At 64.9% G+C, this 17756-nt stretch carries 14 protein-coding genes; 12 read left to right on the top strand and 2 right to left on the bottom strand.

All coding sequences use genetic code 11. The annotated features are described in order from the left end of the window. Positions 1 to 13: 13 nt before the first annotated feature. The 8 genes from QN397_RS15850 to QN397_RS15815 all read left to right on the top strand — a co-directional run bounded on the left by QN397_RS15850 (position 14) and on the right by QN397_RS15815 (position 11479). The gene (locus tag QN397_RS15850; RefSeq protein WP_323495330.1) at positions 14 to 436 is read left to right on the top strand and encodes a RidA family protein; all 423 of its coding nucleotides are present in this window, start codon (positions 14 to 16) and stop codon (positions 434 to 436) included. Between the two features lie 185 nt (positions 437 to 621). Beyond that, on the top strand, positions 622 to 2241 hold the full coding sequence (locus tag QN397_RS15845) for an acyl-CoA carboxylase subunit beta (protein WP_323501404.1): 1620 nt from the start codon (positions 622 to 624) through the stop codon (positions 2239 to 2241). Between the two features lie 19 nt (positions 2242 to 2260). Then, positions 2261 to 3421, top strand: coding sequence for an acyl-CoA dehydrogenase family protein (locus QN397_RS15840; protein ID WP_323501403.1), 1161 nt, complete (start codon positions 2261 to 2263; stop codon positions 3419 to 3421). Positions 3422 to 3439: 18 nt separating this feature from the next. Next, the gene (locus tag QN397_RS15835) at positions 3440 to 5482 is read left to right on the top strand and encodes an acetyl-CoA carboxylase biotin carboxylase subunit (RefSeq protein WP_323501402.1); all 2043 of its coding nucleotides are present in this window, start codon (positions 3440 to 3442) and stop codon (positions 5480 to 5482) included. A gap of 75 nt (positions 5483 to 5557) precedes the next feature. After that, on the top strand, positions 5558 to 6361 hold the full coding sequence (locus QN397_RS15830) for an enoyl-CoA hydratase/isomerase family protein (protein WP_323501401.1): 804 nt from the start codon (positions 5558 to 5560) through the stop codon (positions 6359 to 6361). Next, positions 6346 to 7959: a long-chain fatty acid--CoA ligase gene (locus tag QN397_RS15825; protein WP_323501400.1), complete on the top strand. Its 1614-nt coding sequence runs from the start codon at positions 6346 to 6348 to the stop codon at positions 7957 to 7959. Before QN397_RS15830 ends, QN397_RS15825 begins: the two co-directional genes overlap by 16 nt. Positions 7960 to 8036: 77 nt before the next feature. Further along, on the top strand, positions 8037 to 10220 hold the full coding sequence (locus tag QN397_RS15820; protein ID WP_323501399.1) for a 3-hydroxyacyl-CoA dehydrogenase NAD-binding domain-containing protein: 2184 nt from the start codon (positions 8037 to 8039) through the stop codon (positions 10218 to 10220). Positions 10221 to 10252: 32 nt separating this feature from the next. After that, positions 10253 to 11479: a serine hydrolase domain-containing protein gene (locus QN397_RS15815; protein ID WP_323501398.1), complete on the top strand. Its 1227-nt coding sequence runs from the start codon at positions 10253 to 10255 to the stop codon at positions 11477 to 11479. 12 nt (positions 11480 to 11491) lie between these two features. On the opposite strand, the gene QN397_RS15810 is transcribed toward QN397_RS15815, so the two are convergent. Continuing rightward, positions 11492 to 12226 (bottom strand): GntR family transcriptional regulator, encoded by a 735-nt coding sequence (locus tag QN397_RS15810; protein ID WP_323501397.1) that lies wholly within the window; start codon positions 12224 to 12226, stop codon positions 11492 to 11494. A gap of 323 nt (positions 12227 to 12549) precedes the next feature. Between QN397_RS15810 and chrA the strand changes: the two genes are divergently transcribed. The 4 genes from chrA (at position 12550) to QN397_RS15790 (ending at position 17264) form a co-directional block, all read left to right on the top strand. After that, positions 12550 to 13899, top strand: a complete 1350-nt coding sequence (chrA, locus tag QN397_RS15805) for a chromate efflux transporter (protein WP_323501396.1) — start codon at positions 12550 to 12552, stop codon at positions 13897 to 13899. Between the two features lie 124 nt (positions 13900 to 14023). Next, the gene (locus tag QN397_RS15800) at positions 14024 to 15079 is read left to right on the top strand and encodes a phosphotransferase (RefSeq protein ID WP_323501395.1); all 1056 of its coding nucleotides are present in this window, start codon (positions 14024 to 14026) and stop codon (positions 15077 to 15079) included. A gap of 72 nt (positions 15080 to 15151) precedes the next feature. After that, positions 15152 to 16354: an acyl-CoA dehydrogenase family protein gene (locus QN397_RS15795; protein WP_323501394.1), complete on the top strand. Its 1203-nt coding sequence runs from the start codon at positions 15152 to 15154 to the stop codon at positions 16352 to 16354. 55 nt (positions 16355 to 16409) lie between these two features. After that, positions 16410 to 17264 (top strand): AraC family transcriptional regulator, encoded by an 855-nt coding sequence (locus QN397_RS15790; protein WP_323501393.1) that lies wholly within the window; start codon positions 16410 to 16412, stop codon positions 17262 to 17264. A gap of 26 nt (positions 17265 to 17290) precedes the next feature. Here the strand turns inward: QN397_RS15790 and QN397_RS15785 are convergent, their stop codons facing one another. Next, positions 17291 to 17659: a DUF4148 domain-containing protein gene (locus tag QN397_RS15785; RefSeq protein WP_323501392.1), complete on the bottom strand. Its 369-nt coding sequence runs from the start codon at positions 17657 to 17659 to the stop codon at positions 17291 to 17293. Between the last annotated feature and the right edge of the window lie 97 nt (positions 17660 to 17756).

Below are 17756 nucleotides of genomic sequence, written 5' to 3'. Positions count from 1 at the left end.
ACCACTTTTTGCGATGACTCCGATCTTCCACATGATTGCCGGTGCGCCCGACCCGGTCGCACCCTTCAGCCACGCCGTCGAAGCCGATGGCTGGGTGTTCGTCACGGGGCAGATGCCCTTTGTCGACACCTCGCTCGATTCACCCTATCCCGACGGCATCGAGGCGCAAACACGCCAGGTGCTGGAGAACCTGCAGACCGTGCTGGCCGGTTGCGGCCTCGGCCTGGAGCACGCGGTGTCGGTGCGCATCTACCTCACCCACTTCGATGCCGACTACGCAGCCATGAACGCCGTCTACGCCGACCACTTCGCGAGTGGGCGGCGACCTGCCCGAACCTGTATCGGCGTGACGGGTCTGGCCAAGGGCGCGCGCGTCGAGATCGATCTCGTGGCGCGACGCCCAAGTGAGCCGGTCAAGGCGGGTCTCCCCGCGTAACCGGCCCTGAGCCACCGGCAGAACCAACCGCAGTCGCTGCCGCGCTGACCCAGGGAGCACGCGGTCTGGAGGCTCGTGCTTTGTCGAAAGACACCCCTACGCAGCCAGTTCGCGCAAGACCCGCCGCCCGCCATTGCCTAAGCTGCCGCATCAGCATCCTGCCGAACACCGGCCAGGCACTACACATGGCAATCATCGAGACCACCGTTTCTCCCGGCAGCGAAGCCTTCGAGGCCAACCGCAGCGGCATGCTGGCACTGCTGGAGCGCGTGCGCGGCTACGAGCGGCGCAGCATCGCCACCTCGGAAAAATCACGCGAGCGGTTTGAAAAGCGCGGCCAGTTGCTGCCGCGCGAGCGGCTGTCGCTGCTGCTCGACCCCGGCACGTCGTTCCTTGAAATCGGCTCGCTCGCGGGTCTCGGACTCGACAACGAAGACCTCGAAAAGAGCGTGCCGGGTGGTGGTGTGATCGGTGGCATCGGCTGGGTCTCGGGCGTGCGCGTGATGATCAACGCATCCGACTCCGGCATCGAGGCCGGCGCCCTGCAGCCGATGGGCATTCCCAAGCAGTTGCGCCTGCAGGAGCTCGCACTGGAAAACAAGCTGCCCTACGTGCAACTGGTGGAGAGCGCCGGTGCCAACCTCATGACCTACAAGGTGGAGGAGTTCATCACCGGCGGCAACCTGTTCCGCAACATCGCCCGCATCTCGGCGGCCGGCCTGCCGGTGGTGACGGTCACGCACGGCTCTTCGACGGCCGGTGGCGCCTACCAGACCGGCCTGTCGGATTACATCGTGATGGTGCGTGGCCGTTCGCGGGCCTTCCTGGCCGGCCCGCCGTTGCTGAAGGCCGCCACCGGCGAGGTCGCGACCGAAGAAGAACTCGGCGGCGCGCTGATGCACACGTCGATCTCCGGCCTCGGCGACTACCTGGCCGAAGACGACCGCGACGCCATCCGCATCGCCCGCGAGATCCTCGCCAACATCGACTGGAATCGCGACGCCGCCGCCGCCCCGGCGCGCGCCTTCAAGCCACCGCGCTACGACGCCGAATCCCTGCTCGGCATCATGCCGATGGACCATAAGCGACCGGTCGACATGAAGCAGGTCATCGCGCACATCGCCGACGATTCGGAGTTCCTGGAGTTCGGTGAAAACTACGGCGGCGCCACGGTCGTCGGCCACATCAAGATCGAAGGCATGCCGGTCGGCGTGGTCACCAACAACGGGCCGATCGACCCGGCTGGCGCCACCAAGGCCACGCACTTCATCCAGGCCTGCTGCCAGTCGAAGACGCCGCTCCTGTACCTGAACAACACGACCGGCTTCATGGTCGGCAAGGACTACGAGGAGGCCGGCATCATCAAGCACGGCTCCAAGATGATCCAGGCCGTGACCAACGCCACGGTGCCGCAGATCACCCTCTATTGCGGCGCCTCTTTCGGTGCCGGAAACTACGGCATGTGCGGCCGCGGCTTTCATCCACGCTTCTGTTTCTCGTGGCCCAACGCCAAGACCGCGGTGATGGGCGGTGAGCAGGCGGCGAAGACGATGGTCATCGTGACCGAGGCCGCGATGAAGCGCAAAGGCGAGGTCGACCAGGCCAAGCTCGATGCGATGGAAAAACGCATCGTCGAGCACTTCGACAGCCAGATGAGCGTGTTCACTACCAGCGCACGGCTGCTCGACGATGGCGTGATCGACCCGCGCGATACGCGCGAAGTCTTGGCAAAAGTGCTGTCGATCTGCCGCGACGCCGAGGCACGTGAACCGCAGAAGATGCAGTTCTCGGTGGCACGTCCCTGAGAACACAACGGAGCCTTCCATGCAACTCACCCCTGAACACGACACCCTGCGCGACACGCTCAAGCGCTTCATCGACAAGGAGGTCAATCCTTACGTCGACGACTGGGAAAAAGCGGAGATCTTCCCGGCGCACCAGGTCTTCAAGCGGCTCGGCGAACTGGGTTTTCTGGGCCTGACCAAGCCCGTCGAAAACGGCGGGTCGGGGCTCGACTATTCGTATGGCGCGGTCATGGCCGAGACGCTCGCGCACATGAACTGCGGCGGCATCCCGATGGCGATCGGCGTGCAGACCGACATGGCGACGCCGGCCCTCGCGCACCGCGGCAGCAAGGAGCTACGCGACGAATTCCTCGCGCCGGCCATCAGCGGCGACTACGTGGCCTGCCTTGGCGTGTCGGAGGTCGGCAGCGGTTCCGACGTGGCCTCGGTCAAGACCACAGCCCGCAAGGTCGATGGCGACTACGTCATCAATGGCGGCAAGATGTGGACGACCAATGGCACGCAAGCCGACTTCTGCTGCGTGTTGGCCAACACCTCTGAAGGTTCGTCGCATCGCAACAAGTCGCTCATCGTGGTGCCGATGAAAACGAAAGGCGTGCAGGTCGCGCGCAAGCTCGTGAAGATGGGCATGCACTCGTCCGACACGGCGCAGATTCACTTCGACGATGTGCGCGTGCCGCAGCGCTATCGCATCGGCGAAGAGGGCATGGGGTTCATCTACCAGATGGAGCAGTTCCAGATCGAACGGCTGTGGGGCGCACTCAACAGCGCCGGCATGGCGCAGCGCGCCATCGACACCACCATCGCCTACACGCGCGACCGACAGGCCTTCGGCCGCTCCATCCTCGACAACCAGTGGGTGCACTACAAACTCGCCGAGTTGCAGACCGAGGTCGCGTGCCTGAAGGCCCTGTCCTGGCAAGGCGTCGAGGAGGTGGTGGCCGGTACCGATGCCACGCGCACCGCCACCATGGCCAAGCTCAAAGCGGGCCGCGTCATTCGCGAAGTAGCCGATGGTTGCCTGCAGTTCTGGGGCGGCATGGGCTACATGGACGAGAGCCCGATTTCGCGCATCTTCCGCGACGGCCGGCTGACCTCCATTGGCGGTGGTGCTGACGAAGTGATGCTTCAGATCCTCGCCAAATTCATGGGCACTTTTCCGCTCCCGAACGCCGCATAAATCGTCAGACGAACGCCCATGACCGCAACGAATTTCAGTACCGCAGCGTCTGCCTCATCGTCCTCCGCGCCGTCGTTGACACCGTTCCGAAAAGTGCTGGTCGCCAATCGCGGCGAGATCGCGCTGCGCATCATCCGCAGCGCCCGCGCGCTCGGCTACCGCACGGTGGCGGTTTACTCGACGGCCGATACCGATGCGCGCCACGTGCGGGAGGCAGACCAGGCAGTGTGCATCGGCGAGCCGTTGCCGGCCCTGTCCTATCTGCGCATCCCGGCCATCGTCGAGGCGGCGCGATTGAGTGGTGCCGACGCGGTGCATCCCGGCTATGGCTTCCTAGCGGAGAACGACCACTTCGCAAAGGCTTGCAAAGACGCGGGACTTGTCTTCATCGGCCCGTCGGCCGAGGCCATCGTGTCGATGGGCAACAAGGCGGGTGCGAAGACCTTGATGATGGCGGCGGGTGTGCCGTGCATTCCGGGCTATCAAGGTGAAGACCAGAGCGAAGAACGCCTCGCCAAGGAAGCGTCGCGCATCGGCTTCCCGGTGATGATCAAGGCGACTGCCGGCGGTGGCGGTCGCGGCATGCGACTCGTGCCATCGGCCAAGGAATTCGGCGAGCTGCTGCGCAGCGCACGGTCCGAAGCGCAGAGCGCGTTCGGCGATCCGGAAGTGATTTTGGAGCGCGCCATCGTCGAACCGCGCCACATCGAGATTCAGGTGTTCGCCGACCGCTACGGCAATGCGATCCATCTCGGCGAGCGCGATTGTTCGGTGCAGCGCCGCCATCAAAAGCTGATCGAGGAGGCACCGTCGCCGGCAGTGAATGCCGACCTGCGGGCCCGCATGGGCGCCACAGCCGTGGCCGCGGTCAAGGCGATCCGCTACGAGGGCGCGGGCACCCTCGAATTTTTGCTCGACAGCGAGGGCAATTTCTATTTCATGGAAATGAACACGCGGCTACAGGTCGAGCATCCGGTGACCGAAGCCATCACCGGACTCGATCTGGTGGCAATGCAATTGCGCGTGGCAGCGGGGGAGCCATTGCCCATCACGCAGGAGCAAGTCACCTTCGCCGGCCACGCGATCGAGGTGCGCCTGTGCGCCGAAGACGCAGACAAAGGCTTCATGCCGCAGAGCGGCACCATGGCGCTGTGGCACATGCCGACGCAGTTGCGCGTCGAGCATGCCATGCGCTCGGGCGCCGAAATCCCGCCTTACTACGACTCGATGATCGCCAAGCTCATCGGCCACGGCGACAACCGCGAGGCCGCGCGCCGCAAGCTGATGGCCGGGCTCCAAGACGCGGTCGCCTTGGGCGTGACGACCAACCAGGATTTTTTGCAGCGGTGCCTCGGCCACGAGGTGTTCGCGGTCGGCGGCGCCACCACCGCCTTCATCGCGCAGAACCAGGACGCGCTGCTGGCGCCGGATGTCGAACTGCAAGGGCGCGCGGCCGCCATCGCCGCCGTGTTGTTGTACGAGATGGCCGGCGACCGGCGTACCCGCGCCTCGGGCCGGCGCATGACGCACAGCCTGCCGATCTCGCTGCGCTTCGAAGTCGGCGGCAAGCTGTCGACCGCGGGCGTTGTGCTCATTGGCCAGCGGCACTTCGACGTGACCATCGGCGCGCAGACCTTCGTCATCGAACTGGAAGAGGTCGCGGAGAACGAAGCGCACTTCCTCTGCGATGGTCTGTTCGAAAGCGCGGCCTTCCATCGCGACGGCACGCTCTTGCTGCTGCACTACCGCGGCGTGCCCGTCCGCATCGAAGACAAGACGCGCGCAGCCTCCGCCAAGCAGGGCGATGCGGCGGGCGACGGCAAGTTGCGTGCATCGATGAACGGCCGGGTGGTCGCGGTGATGACGGCGGTGGGTGACATGGTCGAGGCCGGTCAGCCGATGGTCACGCTCGAGGCCATGAAGATGGAGCACATCCATGCCGCACCCATGGCCGGCAAGGTGATCGCATTGCATGTGAAGACCGGCGACCAGGTGGCGGCGAGCCGCGTGGTGGTGGAGATCGAAGCAGCGGTGAAAGAACCTGCAGCCACGCCGGCCTGAAGATGCGAGGCCGGCCGAGCCGCCGAGCCGCCAAGCCGCCAAGCGACGAACGAAATCGAAGGAGACAGACGAGCGATGACCGATACGACACTTGGAACCCAGCCGGCCGGAGCGGCCGTGCTGACCGAAAAGCGCGGCCACGCGATGTGGGTCACGATCAACCGGCCCGACAAGCGCAACGCCATCAACAAGGACGTGGTTGCGGGCATCCGCGACGGCTGGCGGCAGGCGCAAGCCGACAAGGACGTGCGCGTCGTCGTGCTGACCGCTGCGGGCGAGAAGGCGTTTTGTGCCGGCGGCGATTTGCAGCCCGGCGCCGGCTTCTCGTTCGACCTGTCGCAGCCGAACATCGACTACGCCGACATGCTGCGCGAAGTGCAGAACTCGACCCTGCCCAGCATCGCGCGCATCAACGGCGTTTGCATGGCCGGCGGCATCGGCCTGCTGTGCATGACCGATATGGCGATCGCCGCCGACCATGTTCAGTTCGGCTTGCCCGAAGTCAAGATCGGCCTGTTCCCGATGCAGGTGCTGAGCCTGCTGCAAGCCATCGTGCCGCGCCGCACGGTGCGCGAGTGGTGTCTTGCCGGCGAGCCCTTCAGTGCCGCCGAGGCGAAGGAAGCAGGGCTGCTCAACCATGTCGTGCCCACGGCCGAGCTCGATGCCAAGACGCAGTGGTTGATCGACCGGCTCGTCAGCAAATCGCCGACCGCTTTGCGCCGCGGCAAGTACGCCATGCGCGCGTTGTCGTCGATGTCCTTCGACGAAGGCATCGCGTTCACCGAAAGCCAGATCGCGCTGCTCGCCATGACCGAAGACGCGAAAGAAGGCCTGGCCTCGTTCAACGAAAAGAGAAGGCCGGTATGGACCGGACGCTGACCACCGCGACCACCGCAAAAATCGCCGATGCGGCCACCGCCGGCAGCGCTCACGCGGTCGGCCTGGCCGAATGGCTCACCCGCCGTGCCGCGCGCGCTCCGCACAAGCCCGCGCTGACCTGCAACGGCATTACCTGGAATTACGGCGAGCTGATCGAGCGCATCGAGCGCATGTCGGCGGTTCTGGCGGCCGGTGGCGTGACGCCCGGCGCACGAGTCGGCTACCTCGGCCTCAACGATCCGATGTTCGTCGTCGTGCTGTTCGCGACCGCGCGCATCGGCGCGATCTGCGTACCGCTCAACTTCAGGCTCAGCGGTCAAGAACTCGCTTTCATCATCGGCGACGCCGGCGTCCACACGCTGGTCGTCGGTGAAGAGCACATCGCGGTGATCGACGCGGTGCGCACCGACCTCGCTTGTCATTGCTTCATCCATCGCGGTGGAGCTGTACCGGGGTGGGAGTCTGCCGATGCGCTGATGGCGGGGGCTCGTGCCGAGCGGTCGTTGCCCGTCGCCGTTCCGGTGCGTGCCGACGACGTCGCCGTGATCATGTACACCTCCGGCACCACCGGCCACCCCAAGGGCGCGATGCTCACGCACGGGAACTTCTGGGCCAACAACCTCAACGAGATGTTCCTGTGGGACATGGTGTCGACCGACGTCACGCTCAACTTCGCGCCCATGTTCCACGTCGGCGGTTTGCTGTGCGGCAGCATGGCGACGCTTTTGGCGGGAGGCCACCTGATGCTGCAACGCGCCTTCGATGCAGAGGCGGTGCTGCATGCGGTTGCGGCGCACCGCATCACGGTGAGCTTCGCGGTGCCGGCGATGCTGCTCTTCATCAGCCAGCACGCGGCTTTCGAGGCGGCGGACCTCTCGTCGCTGCGATTGATCGCGGTCGGTGGTGCGCCGATGCCCGAGCCGTTGTTGCGTTTGTACGGCGCTCGCAACATCCCGGTGCACCAAGGTTATGGCATGACCGAGACCGCATCGATGATCACCTTCCTGCATCCCGACAGATCTTCAGACAAGCTCGGCTCCAGCGGCACGCCGCCGCTCATGACCGAGATCAAGCTGATCGATGCGTCGGGTGAGCCGGTGACTGCCCCCGGCGCCACCGGCGAGATCTGCGTGCGCGGCGCCAACGTCATGCCCGGCTACTGGAACCGGCCCGAGGCCACCCAGGCGAGCTTCACGCCCGATGGCTGGTTTCGCAGTGGCGACATCGGCTACCGCGACGCCGAAGGCTTTCTCTACGTCTGCGATCGCATCAAGGACATGGTCATCAGCGGTGGCGAGAACATCTATCCGGCCGAAGTCGAGAGCGTGCTGTACGACCACCCGGACATCGCCGAGGTCGCCGTCATCGGTGCCCCCGACGCGCGCTGGGGTGAGCGCGTGGTGGCGGTGGTGGCACCGTGCCCTGGCAAGTCGATCACGCTGGAAGGGCTGCACGCCTTTGCCGAAGGCAAGCTCGCGCGCTACAAGCTGCCGAAAGAGTTGCGCATCGTCGACGCGTTGCCGCGCAACTCGACCGGCAAGGTGCTGAAGGCCACGCTTCGCGTGCACAACGTCGCAACTGCGACCGGGAGTCCATGAACATGGACGCAAGCACCGCGAAATCGCGTTTGCTAACCTCTTCAAGCGCTTTTCCGGCGCGCTCTAGGTGATTTCCAATGATTGAAAACGTGAACTCGACGGCCGCTTCCGGCACGCTGGTGTCCCTGGTCCGCCACGGCGACATCGCCGTGCTGCGCATCGCCAACCCGCCCGTCAACGCGCTGTCGTCCGAAGTGGTCGCCGGCCTGGCCGCTGCCGTCGACGCGTTCGAGGCCGACCGCTCCTATGCCGCGCTGCTGGTCCACTGCGAAGGCCGCACCTTCGTCGCAGGCGGCGACATCACGTCGTTCGACGACCCTGACTTTTCGGCGGCGCTCTACAACGGCACGCTCGGCCGCATCGAGGCGCTCGACCGTCCGGTGGCGGCTGCCCTGCACGGCACCGTGCTCGGCGGCGGCCTGGAACTCGCGCTGGCGTGCCACTACCGCGTCGCGGTGCCCAGCACCAAGCTGGGCCTGCCCGAAGTCAAGCTCGGCATCCTCCCCGGCTCGCTCGGCACGCAGCGCCTGCCGCGCGCCGCCGGCATCGAACTGGCCCTCGACCTCATCTCCAGCGGCCGCAGCATCGACACGGCCACGGCGCTGAAGGCCGGCATCGTCGACGAGGTGCATGAAGGCAAGCCGCTGGACGTCGGGCTCGCGTACGCGCAAGCGCTGGTCGCCCGGGACGCCGCGCCGCGTCGGCTCAGTGCGGAAGTCGCATCCACCGCCGACCTGCCCGCCGACTTCTTCGACAAGGCACTGGCCGACGCCGTCAGCCGCAAGGCCTTCTATCCCTCGGCCCGCAACATCGTGCTCGCGGTGCAGGCATCGACGCTGCCCTTCGCCGAGGGCGAGGCGGTCGAGGCGCGGCTCTTCGAAGAACTGCGCGTCTCGCCCGAATCGCAGGCGATGCGCCATCTGTTTTTCGCAGAGCGTCAGGCTGCCAAGATTCCGGGGCTGGCCAAGGATGTGGCACTGCGGCCCATCGCGTCGGTCGGCATCCTCGGCGCCGGCACCATGGGCGGCGGCATTGCGATGAACTTCGCCAACGCCGGCATCCCGACGGTGCTGGTCGAAACGTCGCAGGCCGCGCTGGATCGTGGGCTCGGGCTGGTCCGCGCCAACTACGAAGCCAGTGCCGCCAAGGGCCGGCTCACCGCCGTGCAGGTCGAACAGCGCATGGCACTGTTGAGCGGCTCGCTCGACGACGCGGCGCTGGCCGACTGCGACCTCGTCATCGAAGCGGTGTTCGAGAACATGGACCTGAAGAAGCAGGTGTGCGCGCGCCTGGGCAAGGTCTGCAAGCCCGGCGCCATCATCGCGACCAACACCTCCACACTCGATGTCGACGTGCTGGCCGAAGCCACGGGTCGCCCGGCCGACGTGGTCGGCATGCACTTCTTCAGCCCGGCCAACGTGATGCGCCTGCTCGAAGTCGTGCGCGGTGCCAAGACGGCGCCCGACGTGCTCGCGACCGTCATGCTGGTGGCCCGCAGGATCGGCAAGGTGGCGGCGGTGTCGGGCGTGTGCTACGGCTTCATCGGCAACCGCATGGCCGAGGTCTACATGCGCGAGGCCGAGTTCCTGATGATGGAAGGCGCCAGCCCGGCGGAGATCGACAGTGCGGTCGAAGCGCTCGGCATGGCGATGGGCCCGTGCCGCATGCTCGACATGGCCGGCATCGACGTCGGCGCCAAGACGGTCATCGAGTACGGCAAGGCCGGCGGCCTGCCGCCCGACGACAGCTACCGCGCGGTGGTGCGCAAGATGTTCGAGCTCGGCCGCTTCGGCCAGAAGACGGGCTCGGGCTACTACCGCTACGACGGCCGCAAGCCCGTGACCGACCCGGAGACCGCGCGCATCGCCAAAGAGCAGGCAGAAGCGCATGGCATCGCGCAGCGCGCCGACATCGGCCGGCAGGAGATCGTCGAGCGCCTGCTGTACCCGCTCATCAACGAGGGCGCAAAGATTCTGGAAGAGGGTATCGCGTATCGACCGGGAGACATCGACATCGTGTGGACCGCCGGCTACGGTTTTCCGGACCACCAGGGCGGCCCGATGTGGATGGCCGACCGGATCGGGCTCACAGCCATCGCAGAGCGGCTGGCGCATTACGCCCAGGTGCGTGGCAACCCGTTCGGCTACTGGACGGTATCGCCATTGCTGGCGCGTCTTGCGAACAGCGGCCAGCGCGTCTCCGACTGGCAAGGCGCTGCGGCATTTGCGGAGAAACGTGCGGCGGTCTGGCAGGGGCGTTAGCATTTCAGCGATACGACCTGAAAGCCGCTGACATGACAAACACCGCATCGCCTGAATCGCTGGGCATGTGCTCGAAACGCCTGGCCCGCATCGACAAGTTCCTGGCCGACCAGTATGTGACGCCCGGCAAGATGCCGTGTGCCTTGCTGCAGATCGCACGCGGGGGACAACTGGTGCACCAGTCGGTGCTGGGGCATGCCTCGCTCGAAAGCGGCACGCCGCTGCGTGAAGACAGCATCGTGCGCATCTATTCGATGACCAAACCGGTCACCAGCGTCGCCTTCATGATGTTGGTCGAGGCGGGCTTGGTGGCGCTCGACGATCCGGTGCATCGTTTCATTCCGGCGTGGCGTGAGTTGGGCGTTTACCAGTCGGGACTGCCGGGCAATTTCCAGACGAAACCGACTGCTGCGCCGATGCGGATGGTCGATCTGCTGCGGCACACGTCCGGGCTGACTTACGGCTTTCAGATGCGCACCAGCGTCGACGCTGCCTACCGCCGAGGCAGGGTCGAGCCCTTCGAACAGGCTGAAGGACTGGACGGATTCATCGACCAGTTGTCTCAGCTGCCGCTGGAATTTTCTCCGGGCTCGGCGTGGAACTATTCAGTCGCCACCGATGTGCTGGGCTACCTGATCGGGAAGATTTCCGGCGTCCCGTTCGACGAGTTTTTGCGTCGGCGCATCTTCGAACCACTCGGGATGGTGGACACGGCTTTTCATGTCGGCGAAGACAAGGCCGCGCGTCTTGCCCAGTGCTATGTGAAGTCCGCTGTGGGTGCGCTGGCGCCAGCACCCGGCCGCACATTTCGCGAGCCTCCCGCAGCGCCTTCGGGCGGCGGCGGACTGGTCTCGACGGCCAGCGACTACATGCGCTTCTGCGAGATGCTGCGCCAGGGCGGTGCCTTGGGCGATGTGCGCCTGCTGGGTCCGAAGACGCTGCAGCTGATGCGCTCCAACCATCTGCCCGGTGGCCGCGAACTGGCCGATATGGCGGTCTCGATGTTCTCCGAAGCGACCTATGCCGGCGTGGGATTCGGACTGGGCTTTGCGATGACCACCGACGTGGCAAAGACCGGGCTGGCCGGCTCGGTCGGTGAGTACTGGTGGGGTGGATTGGCTTCGACGGCTTTCTGGATCGATCCGGTGGAGGACCTCTGCGTCGTGTTCCTCACGCAACTGATTCCGTCCAGCCTGTATCCGATCCGGCGTGAATTGCGCACCATGATCAATGCCGCCGTCATCGACTCCAGGGCTTGAGACGAAGACGACTTACGCCAACGAGAATGCGGTCATGCGCGGCAGGGTGCGCTCGCCGGTTTTCTGCAAGTGCTTGCGGGTGCGCGCCTCCGCCTTGGCCTGGTCGCCTTCGAGAATCGCCTCGGTGATGGCGCGGTACTCGGCCACCATCGAACGCAGGTCGGCGGTGGTGAGGGACTGATAGAACTGCGCCCGAAAAAGATGGGCGCGTGCTTGCGGCAGCACGCGATTCAGCTCGCCGCTGTTGGCAATGTCGAACATGACCTTGTAGTAGTTGGCGCGCTCGTCGAGCACGCGGTCGAGCGCCTCGGGCGTGTTGGCCTTGATGAGCTTTTGCGCCGCCGCCTCGAAGCGCTTGGCGTTGTTGCCGATGTGGATATTGGCGGCGGCCAGGCGCGCTGCCAGGCCGGTGAGCACTTCGAGCACACCCAGCAGGCTGGCTGCATCTTCGCGGTCTAGCGAGCGGATCACGGCCCCGCGGTGCGGCGTGAGGTCGACCACGCCGCTCGACGCCAGGATGCGCAAGGCCTCGCGCACCGTGCTGCGGCTTACGCCGAGATCGCGCGTGAGGTCAGCCTCGACCAGTCGCTGCCCGACGGTAAAGCGGCGCATCAGGATGCCTTTGCTGATGGCGTCGGCCACGCGGTCGGGCGTGCTGCGCGGATGCTGCGCAGCGAGCGGCGCTGGCGCTTTGACGGCCTTTGCTGCGCCAGCACGGGTCGCGCGGGCTGTTGGGGTGTCTTTCATTCGGGCTCGGGCAGTACAAAAAATGGGGGGCGGGCAGGCAGCGACAGACTCTAGAAGAGTGCGTCTGTCGCGTCGGCTCTGCTAGGGAAACCACAGCGACTAGCGAATTAATTGTCTGGCAATATTTGCAGACACTTGTGCCAGGCGGAATCAGGTTCAACCCTGCCGGGTGTACGGCTCAGCCCGGCCGTCGCGGGTCGGTCCTCCGTGTTTCCCTGAGGGCATCAAGGCAGGGTCGCAGCGTGTCGACACAAGACTGAGCATCGGGTGCTGCCTAGGCTCTAGGGACGTTGCAACACGCCGCCCTCCAAAATGCGGTCCATATGACCGATGAAACCCCAGCCCCATCGCCAGCCCGGCCTCCGCTGACTTTCCGCGAGGCCTTCGCTTATTGGCTGAAGCTCGGCTTCATCAGTTTTGGCGGACCGGCGGGGCAGATCGCACTGATGCACCAGGAACTGGTCGAGCGGCGCCGCTGGATCTCGGAGGGGCGCTTTTTGCATGCGCTCAACTACTGCATGCTGCTGCCCGGGCCGGAAGCGCAGCAACTGGCCACCTACATTGGCTGGCTGATGCATCGCACGTGGGGGGGCGTCATCGCAGGCGGGCTTTTCGTGCTGCCTTCGTTGTTCGTGCTGATCGGGCTGTCGTGGGTCTACATGGCCTTTGGTCACGTGCCGGCCATCGCCGGGGTGCTCTATGGCATCAAGCCCGCGGTGACCGCCATCGTCGTCTTCGCGGCGTACCGCATCGGCTCGCGTACGCTGAAGAACGCGTGGCTGTACGGCATCGCGCTCGCAGCGTTCGTCGCCATCTTCGCGTTCAACATGCCGTTCCCGCTGATCGTGCTGGCGGCTGCCGTGATTGGCTATGTCGGTGGGCGGAGGGCGCCGGGCAAGTTTTCGAGCGGCGGTGGCCACGGGCAAGGCGCGGTTTCATCGGCGCCGGCATGGATCGACGACGACACGCCGGTGCCGTCGCACGCCATCTTCAGCTGGTCGCGCATTCGACGGGTCACTGCGGTATCGATCGGCCTGTGGGTTGCCACCATCGGCGCGCTGACCGTGGCCTACGGATGGCATGCGGTGCTGACGCAGATGGCGTGGTTCTTCACCAAGGCCGCGCTGCTCACCTTCGGCGGTGCGTACGCCGTTCTTCCCTATGTTTTCCAGGGCGCGGTCGAGACGCAGCACTGGTTGACGGCGTCGCAGATGATCGACGGGCTGGCGCTGGGCGAAACCACGCCGGGTCCACTGATCATGGTCGTGGCATTCGTCGGATTCGTCGGTGGCTGGAGCAAGGAGATCTTTGGTGCGGGCTCGCCGTTTCTGGCCGGTGCAGCCGCCGCGACGCTGGTCACGTTCTTTACTTTTTTGCCGTCGTTCTTTTTCATCTTCGTCGGCGCGCCCTTCATCGAATCGACGCACGGAAAGATCAAGTTCACCGCGCCGCTCGTGGCGATCACCGCTGCCGTGGTGGGCGTCATCGTGAACCTGGCGGTGTTCTTCGCGGTCCATGTGCTGTGGCCGCTGGGAGTGGCGGGGCGCTTCGAATGGGCGGCGGCAGTGATCGGCGTGCTGGCGGCGATCGCGCTGTTCCGTTTCAAGGTTGGCGTCATCAAGGTCATCGCGGCCGCCGGGCTGCTCGGCATGGGGTGGCAATTGATGCGCTGAGGCCCGCGTTTGCGCCGGTCAGCCCGTTCGGTAGATGCCACGCATATCTGTCAGGTGTCGGACAAACCCTAGTTGATTGTCGGACAATCTCTTCGTACCATTTTGGCATGCAAGGTCGTGCGTAATGAATGGTTTTGGTGACTTCGATGTCGCACGGCTCGAGGTCTGGATGCGCGAGCGCATCGACGGCTTTCGCCCGCCGCTGACGCTCGGTCGATTCAAAGGCGGGCAGTCCAATCCCACCTATCTGGTGCTCGACGCGACGGGCAACCGGTATGTTCTGCGTAAGAAGCCCGAGGGCGCGTTGTTGCCCTCGGCCCACGCGGTCGACCGCGAATTCCGTGTGATCGATGCGCTGCGCGGCAGCGATGTGCCGGTCGCCGGCGCACGCGGGTATTGCGACGATGCCAATGTCATCGGCACGCCGTTCTATGTCATGGACTTCGTCGATGGCCGCATCCTTTGGGACCCAGCGCTGCCGGGCCTGGCCAATGTCGAGCGCACCGCGATCTACGACGACATGAACCGCGTGGTCGCCGCCTTGCACCGCGTCGACTACAAGGCAGTCGGCCTGGCGGACTATGGTCGCGCCGGCAACTTTTTCGATCGCCAGATCGGCCGCTGGACAAGGCAATACCAGGCCGCCGCGGCCGACGATCCGATCCCTGCAATGGAGCGGCTTATCGAGTGGTTGCCGGCACAGGTTCCACCCGGTGCGCAAGACGAGACGTGCATCTTTCATGGCGACCTGCGCTTCGACAACATGATCTTTCACCCGACCGAGCCGCGTGTGCTGGCGGTGCTCGACTGGGAGCTGTCGACGCTCGGCGATCCGCTTGCGGACTTCGCGTACCACGCACTGCCGTGGCGCCTCACGGCAGCTGAGTTTCGTGGCATGGCTGGAACCGACTATGCAGCGCTTGGCATCCCTGATGAAGCCACCTACCTGATGACGTACTGCAAGCGTGTCGGACGCGAGCCGATCGACCCGGCGCATTGGGAGTTCTACCTGACGTACAGCATGTTCCGGCTCGCCGCCATTCTTCATGGCATCTCGAAGCGTGCGCGCGATGGCACGGCCTCCAGCGCCGAAGCCATTGAAACGGGAGCGCGGGCACGGCCGATAGCGGAGGCGGCCTGGCGACAGGTCGAAGCGCACTTTTCGCGCGGCGAGCGCTAGCGGCACGCCATAGAAAACGCATCAGGTTCTTCAGTCAACGTAGTTGTTTGCAACACCCTCCGAAAGGTTCTCGTGTTCGAGTTTTCCCCCAAGGTCCAGGATCTCCAGAAGCGCCTTTCGGCCTTCATGGAAGAGCACATCTATCCCAACGAGAAGCGCTATTACAAAGAGGCTGAACAGTTGGGCCCGTGGAAAGTCGCGCCGGTGCTCGAGGAGCTGAAACCCAAGGCGCGCGATGCCGGACTCTGGAACCTTTTTCTGCCCGAGTCCTCGCATGGCGCGGGCCTGACCAACTTCGAATACGCGCCGCTCTGCGAGATCATGGGCCGCTCGCATCTGGCGCCCGAAGTCTTCAACTGTTCGGCGCCCGACACCGGCAACATGGAAGTGCTGGCGCGCTACGGAACGCCCGAGCATCAGGAGCGCTGGCTCAAGCCCTTGCTCGCTGGCGAGATCCGCTCGTGCTTTGCAATGACCGAACCCGACGTTGCATCGAGCGATGCGACCAACATCGAGTCGAGCATCGTGCGCGACGGTGACGACTACGTCATCAACGGCCACAAGTGGTACACGACCAACGCGACCGACCCGCGTTGCAAGATCGCCATCTTCATGGGCAAGTCCGACCCGGACAATGCCGATCGCCATAAGCAGCAATCGATGATCCTCGTGCCGCTCGACACCCCCGGCGTGACGGTGGTACGTGCCATTGCCGTCTTCGGTTTCTACGGCGTGCCCGACCGTGCTTCCGAGGTCACTTTCGACAATGTGCGGGTGCCGGCGTCCAACATGTTGCTGGGCGAAGGTCGCGGTTTCGAGATCGCTCAGGGCCGCCTCGGGCCCGGCCGCATTCACCACTGCATGCGCCTCGTCGGCCTGGCCGAGCGCATGCTCGAGAAGATGTGCAAGCGCAGCCTGTCGCGCGTGGCGTTTGGCAAACCGATCGCGCAGCAGGGCGTGACCATCGAGCGCATCGCGCAGTCGCGCATCCTCATCGAGCAGGCGCGACTGCTCACGCTCAACGCGGCGCACCGCATGGACACCGTGGGCAACAAGGTCGCCAAGGCCGACATCGCGATGATCAAGGTGGCGGCGCCGCAGATGGCGTGCCAGGTCATCGACTGGACCATTCAGGCCTTTGGCGGGGGCGGCACCAACAACGACGAAGGCATCGCGTCGGCCTATGCCACGGCGCGGCTGCTACGGCTCGCCGACGGCCCCGATGAAGTGCACCGCAACCAGATCGGCAAACTCGAATTGGCGAAGTACCGTTAATCTTCGACCGCGCGGAAGCGCGGAAATCGATCAGATCAAAACGAAGGAGACAAACATGCAACAGATTCGAATCGACGCCCGGACGTCCCTGCGGACTTCGGCTTCTTCATCGTCTGCGTCGGAGCGCGTGATGTGGCTCAACGCCGATCGCGTTCTTTACGTGGGGCTGCATGGCGAACCGTCGTTGCGCACACTCGGTGCGATCTCCATCTATGTATCGCTCAAATGTCCGCACAAGATCTGCATCGATGGTGAGACGTGGCAAGAGACTGAGTTTTCTGTGGTGCCGGCCGGTATGCCGCATCGCATCGCATCGGGTGAACGCATGATCTGCAATGTGCTGATCGAATCGGAGACAGTGGATCTCCAAAGCTTGCCTGACTACATTCGCAACGGTCGCGGTGCGGTCGATGCGCCAGCGGCCCTTCGAGCCATGCGCGACGCGCTGGATCGCTTCAAGCGCTGCGCGCTTCGGCAGTACGGGCGAACTGAAGATTTCGATCGTAACTTCTTTGGATGTGCCTTGCCGACGCGCCCGATCGATCGCCGCATTCGTGCGGTGCTGGACCGCATCAAGCAAGACCCGAACAGCCACACCTCGGCTGAAGATTGTGCGGTGGCGTCGCACTTATCGGTGTCGCGCTTTCTGCATCTGTTCAAGTCAGAAGTGGGGTCGCCGTTTCGGAGTTTCAGAACCTGGCAGCGTGCGCGCAGTGTTCTTTACTACGTGACGCAAAGCGCGAACCTGGCCAACATCGCACTCGATGTCGGCTACCCGGACTCGACGCATTTCAGTCACTCGATCCGGCAGGTCTACGGGCTCACGCCCAAGTCGATTTTTGCCGGCTGCCGCAAGCTCGCGCTGTACGGCAGCGGTGCGGCAGCAACACCGCGCTACGGGTTCCCCTGAACCTGTGGCGCGGCTGCTCGACGGGCTTACTTGGCAATAGCAGGCGTGCTTTGCTGCGCTTGCACCGCCGGTGCAGGGCGCGCCATCGTCGAGAGCAAGCGGCTGTTGTACTTGGATCCACCGCTCACGTTTTGATCGGGTGCATGGGCGGTTGCGACCGCGCTTTCGTACACCGCGTCGGGGTTGGCGACCGGCCTGAAGGCTTCCGCACCGCGTGAGCCACGCGCCACGTTCTGGTTGGGCGCAGCCGCGGTGCTGACAGCTTCTGCATCGACGTCGGCACGGTTCTTCGACGAAACATGGGTGTGCACCCCGGTGTAATTTTCAGCCTGTGCGCCGGTGATGGCAAGCAGGGAGAGTGCGGCTGCGGCGGTGATGATCTGGAGCTTGTTCATACGGTCCTCGGAAGATGTTGTTTGACTGGGTTCGCTTCGACAGCCCTTGCTGACTGCAGGTCTGTGCGGAGAAGTGTCCGGGCGTCGGGGCCTTTTG

Source organism: Variovorax sp. RTB1, from assembly GCF_035018765.1.
In the GTDB taxonomy this organism is placed as follows: domain Bacteria; phylum Pseudomonadota; class Gammaproteobacteria; order Burkholderiales; family Burkholderiaceae_C; genus Variovorax.
This window is presented reverse-complemented; position numbering and strand designations above follow the sequence as displayed.

Excerpts from the sequence above, each read along its gene's own strand:
- QN397_RS15785 (WP_323501392.1), bottom strand. The coding sequence starts at position 17,659 with ATGAACAAGCTCCAGATCATCACCGCCGCAGCCGCACTCTCCCTGCTT.
- QN397_RS15815 (WP_323501398.1), top strand. The coding sequence starts at position 10,253 with ATGACAAACACCGCATCGCCTGAATCGCTGGGCATGTGCTCGAAACGC.
- QN397_RS15800 (WP_323501395.1), top strand. The coding sequence starts at position 14,024 with ATGAATGGTTTTGGTGACTTCGATGTCGCACGGCTCGAGGTCTGGATG.
- QN397_RS15830 (WP_323501401.1), top strand. The coding sequence starts at position 5,558 with ATGACCGATACGACACTTGGAACCCAGCCGGCCGGAGCGGCCGTGCTG.
- QN397_RS15850 (WP_323495330.1), top strand. The coding sequence starts at position 14 with ATGACTCCGATCTTCCACATGATTGCCGGTGCGCCCGACCCGGTCGCA.
- QN397_RS15835 (WP_323501402.1), top strand. The coding sequence starts at position 3,440 with ATGACCGCAACGAATTTCAGTACCGCAGCGTCTGCCTCATCGTCCTCC.
- QN397_RS15790 (WP_323501393.1), top strand. The coding sequence starts at position 16,410 with ATGCAACAGATTCGAATCGACGCCCGGACGTCCCTGCGGACTTCGGCT.
- QN397_RS15825 (WP_323501400.1), top strand. The coding sequence starts at position 6,346 with ATGGACCGGACGCTGACCACCGCGACCACCGCAAAAATCGCCGATGCG.
- QN397_RS15845 (WP_323501404.1), top strand. The coding sequence starts at position 622 with ATGGCAATCATCGAGACCACCGTTTCTCCCGGCAGCGAAGCCTTCGAG.
- QN397_RS15810 (WP_323501397.1), bottom strand. The coding sequence starts at position 12,226 with ATGAAAGACACCCCAACAGCCCGCGCGACCCGTGCTGGCGCAGCAAAG.
- chrA (WP_323501396.1), top strand. The coding sequence starts at position 12,550 with ATGACCGATGAAACCCCAGCCCCATCGCCAGCCCGGCCTCCGCTGACT.
- QN397_RS15820 (WP_323501399.1), top strand. The coding sequence starts at position 8,037 with ATGATTGAAAACGTGAACTCGACGGCCGCTTCCGGCACGCTGGTGTCC.
- QN397_RS15840 (WP_323501403.1), top strand. The coding sequence starts at position 2,261 with ATGCAACTCACCCCTGAACACGACACCCTGCGCGACACGCTCAAGCGC.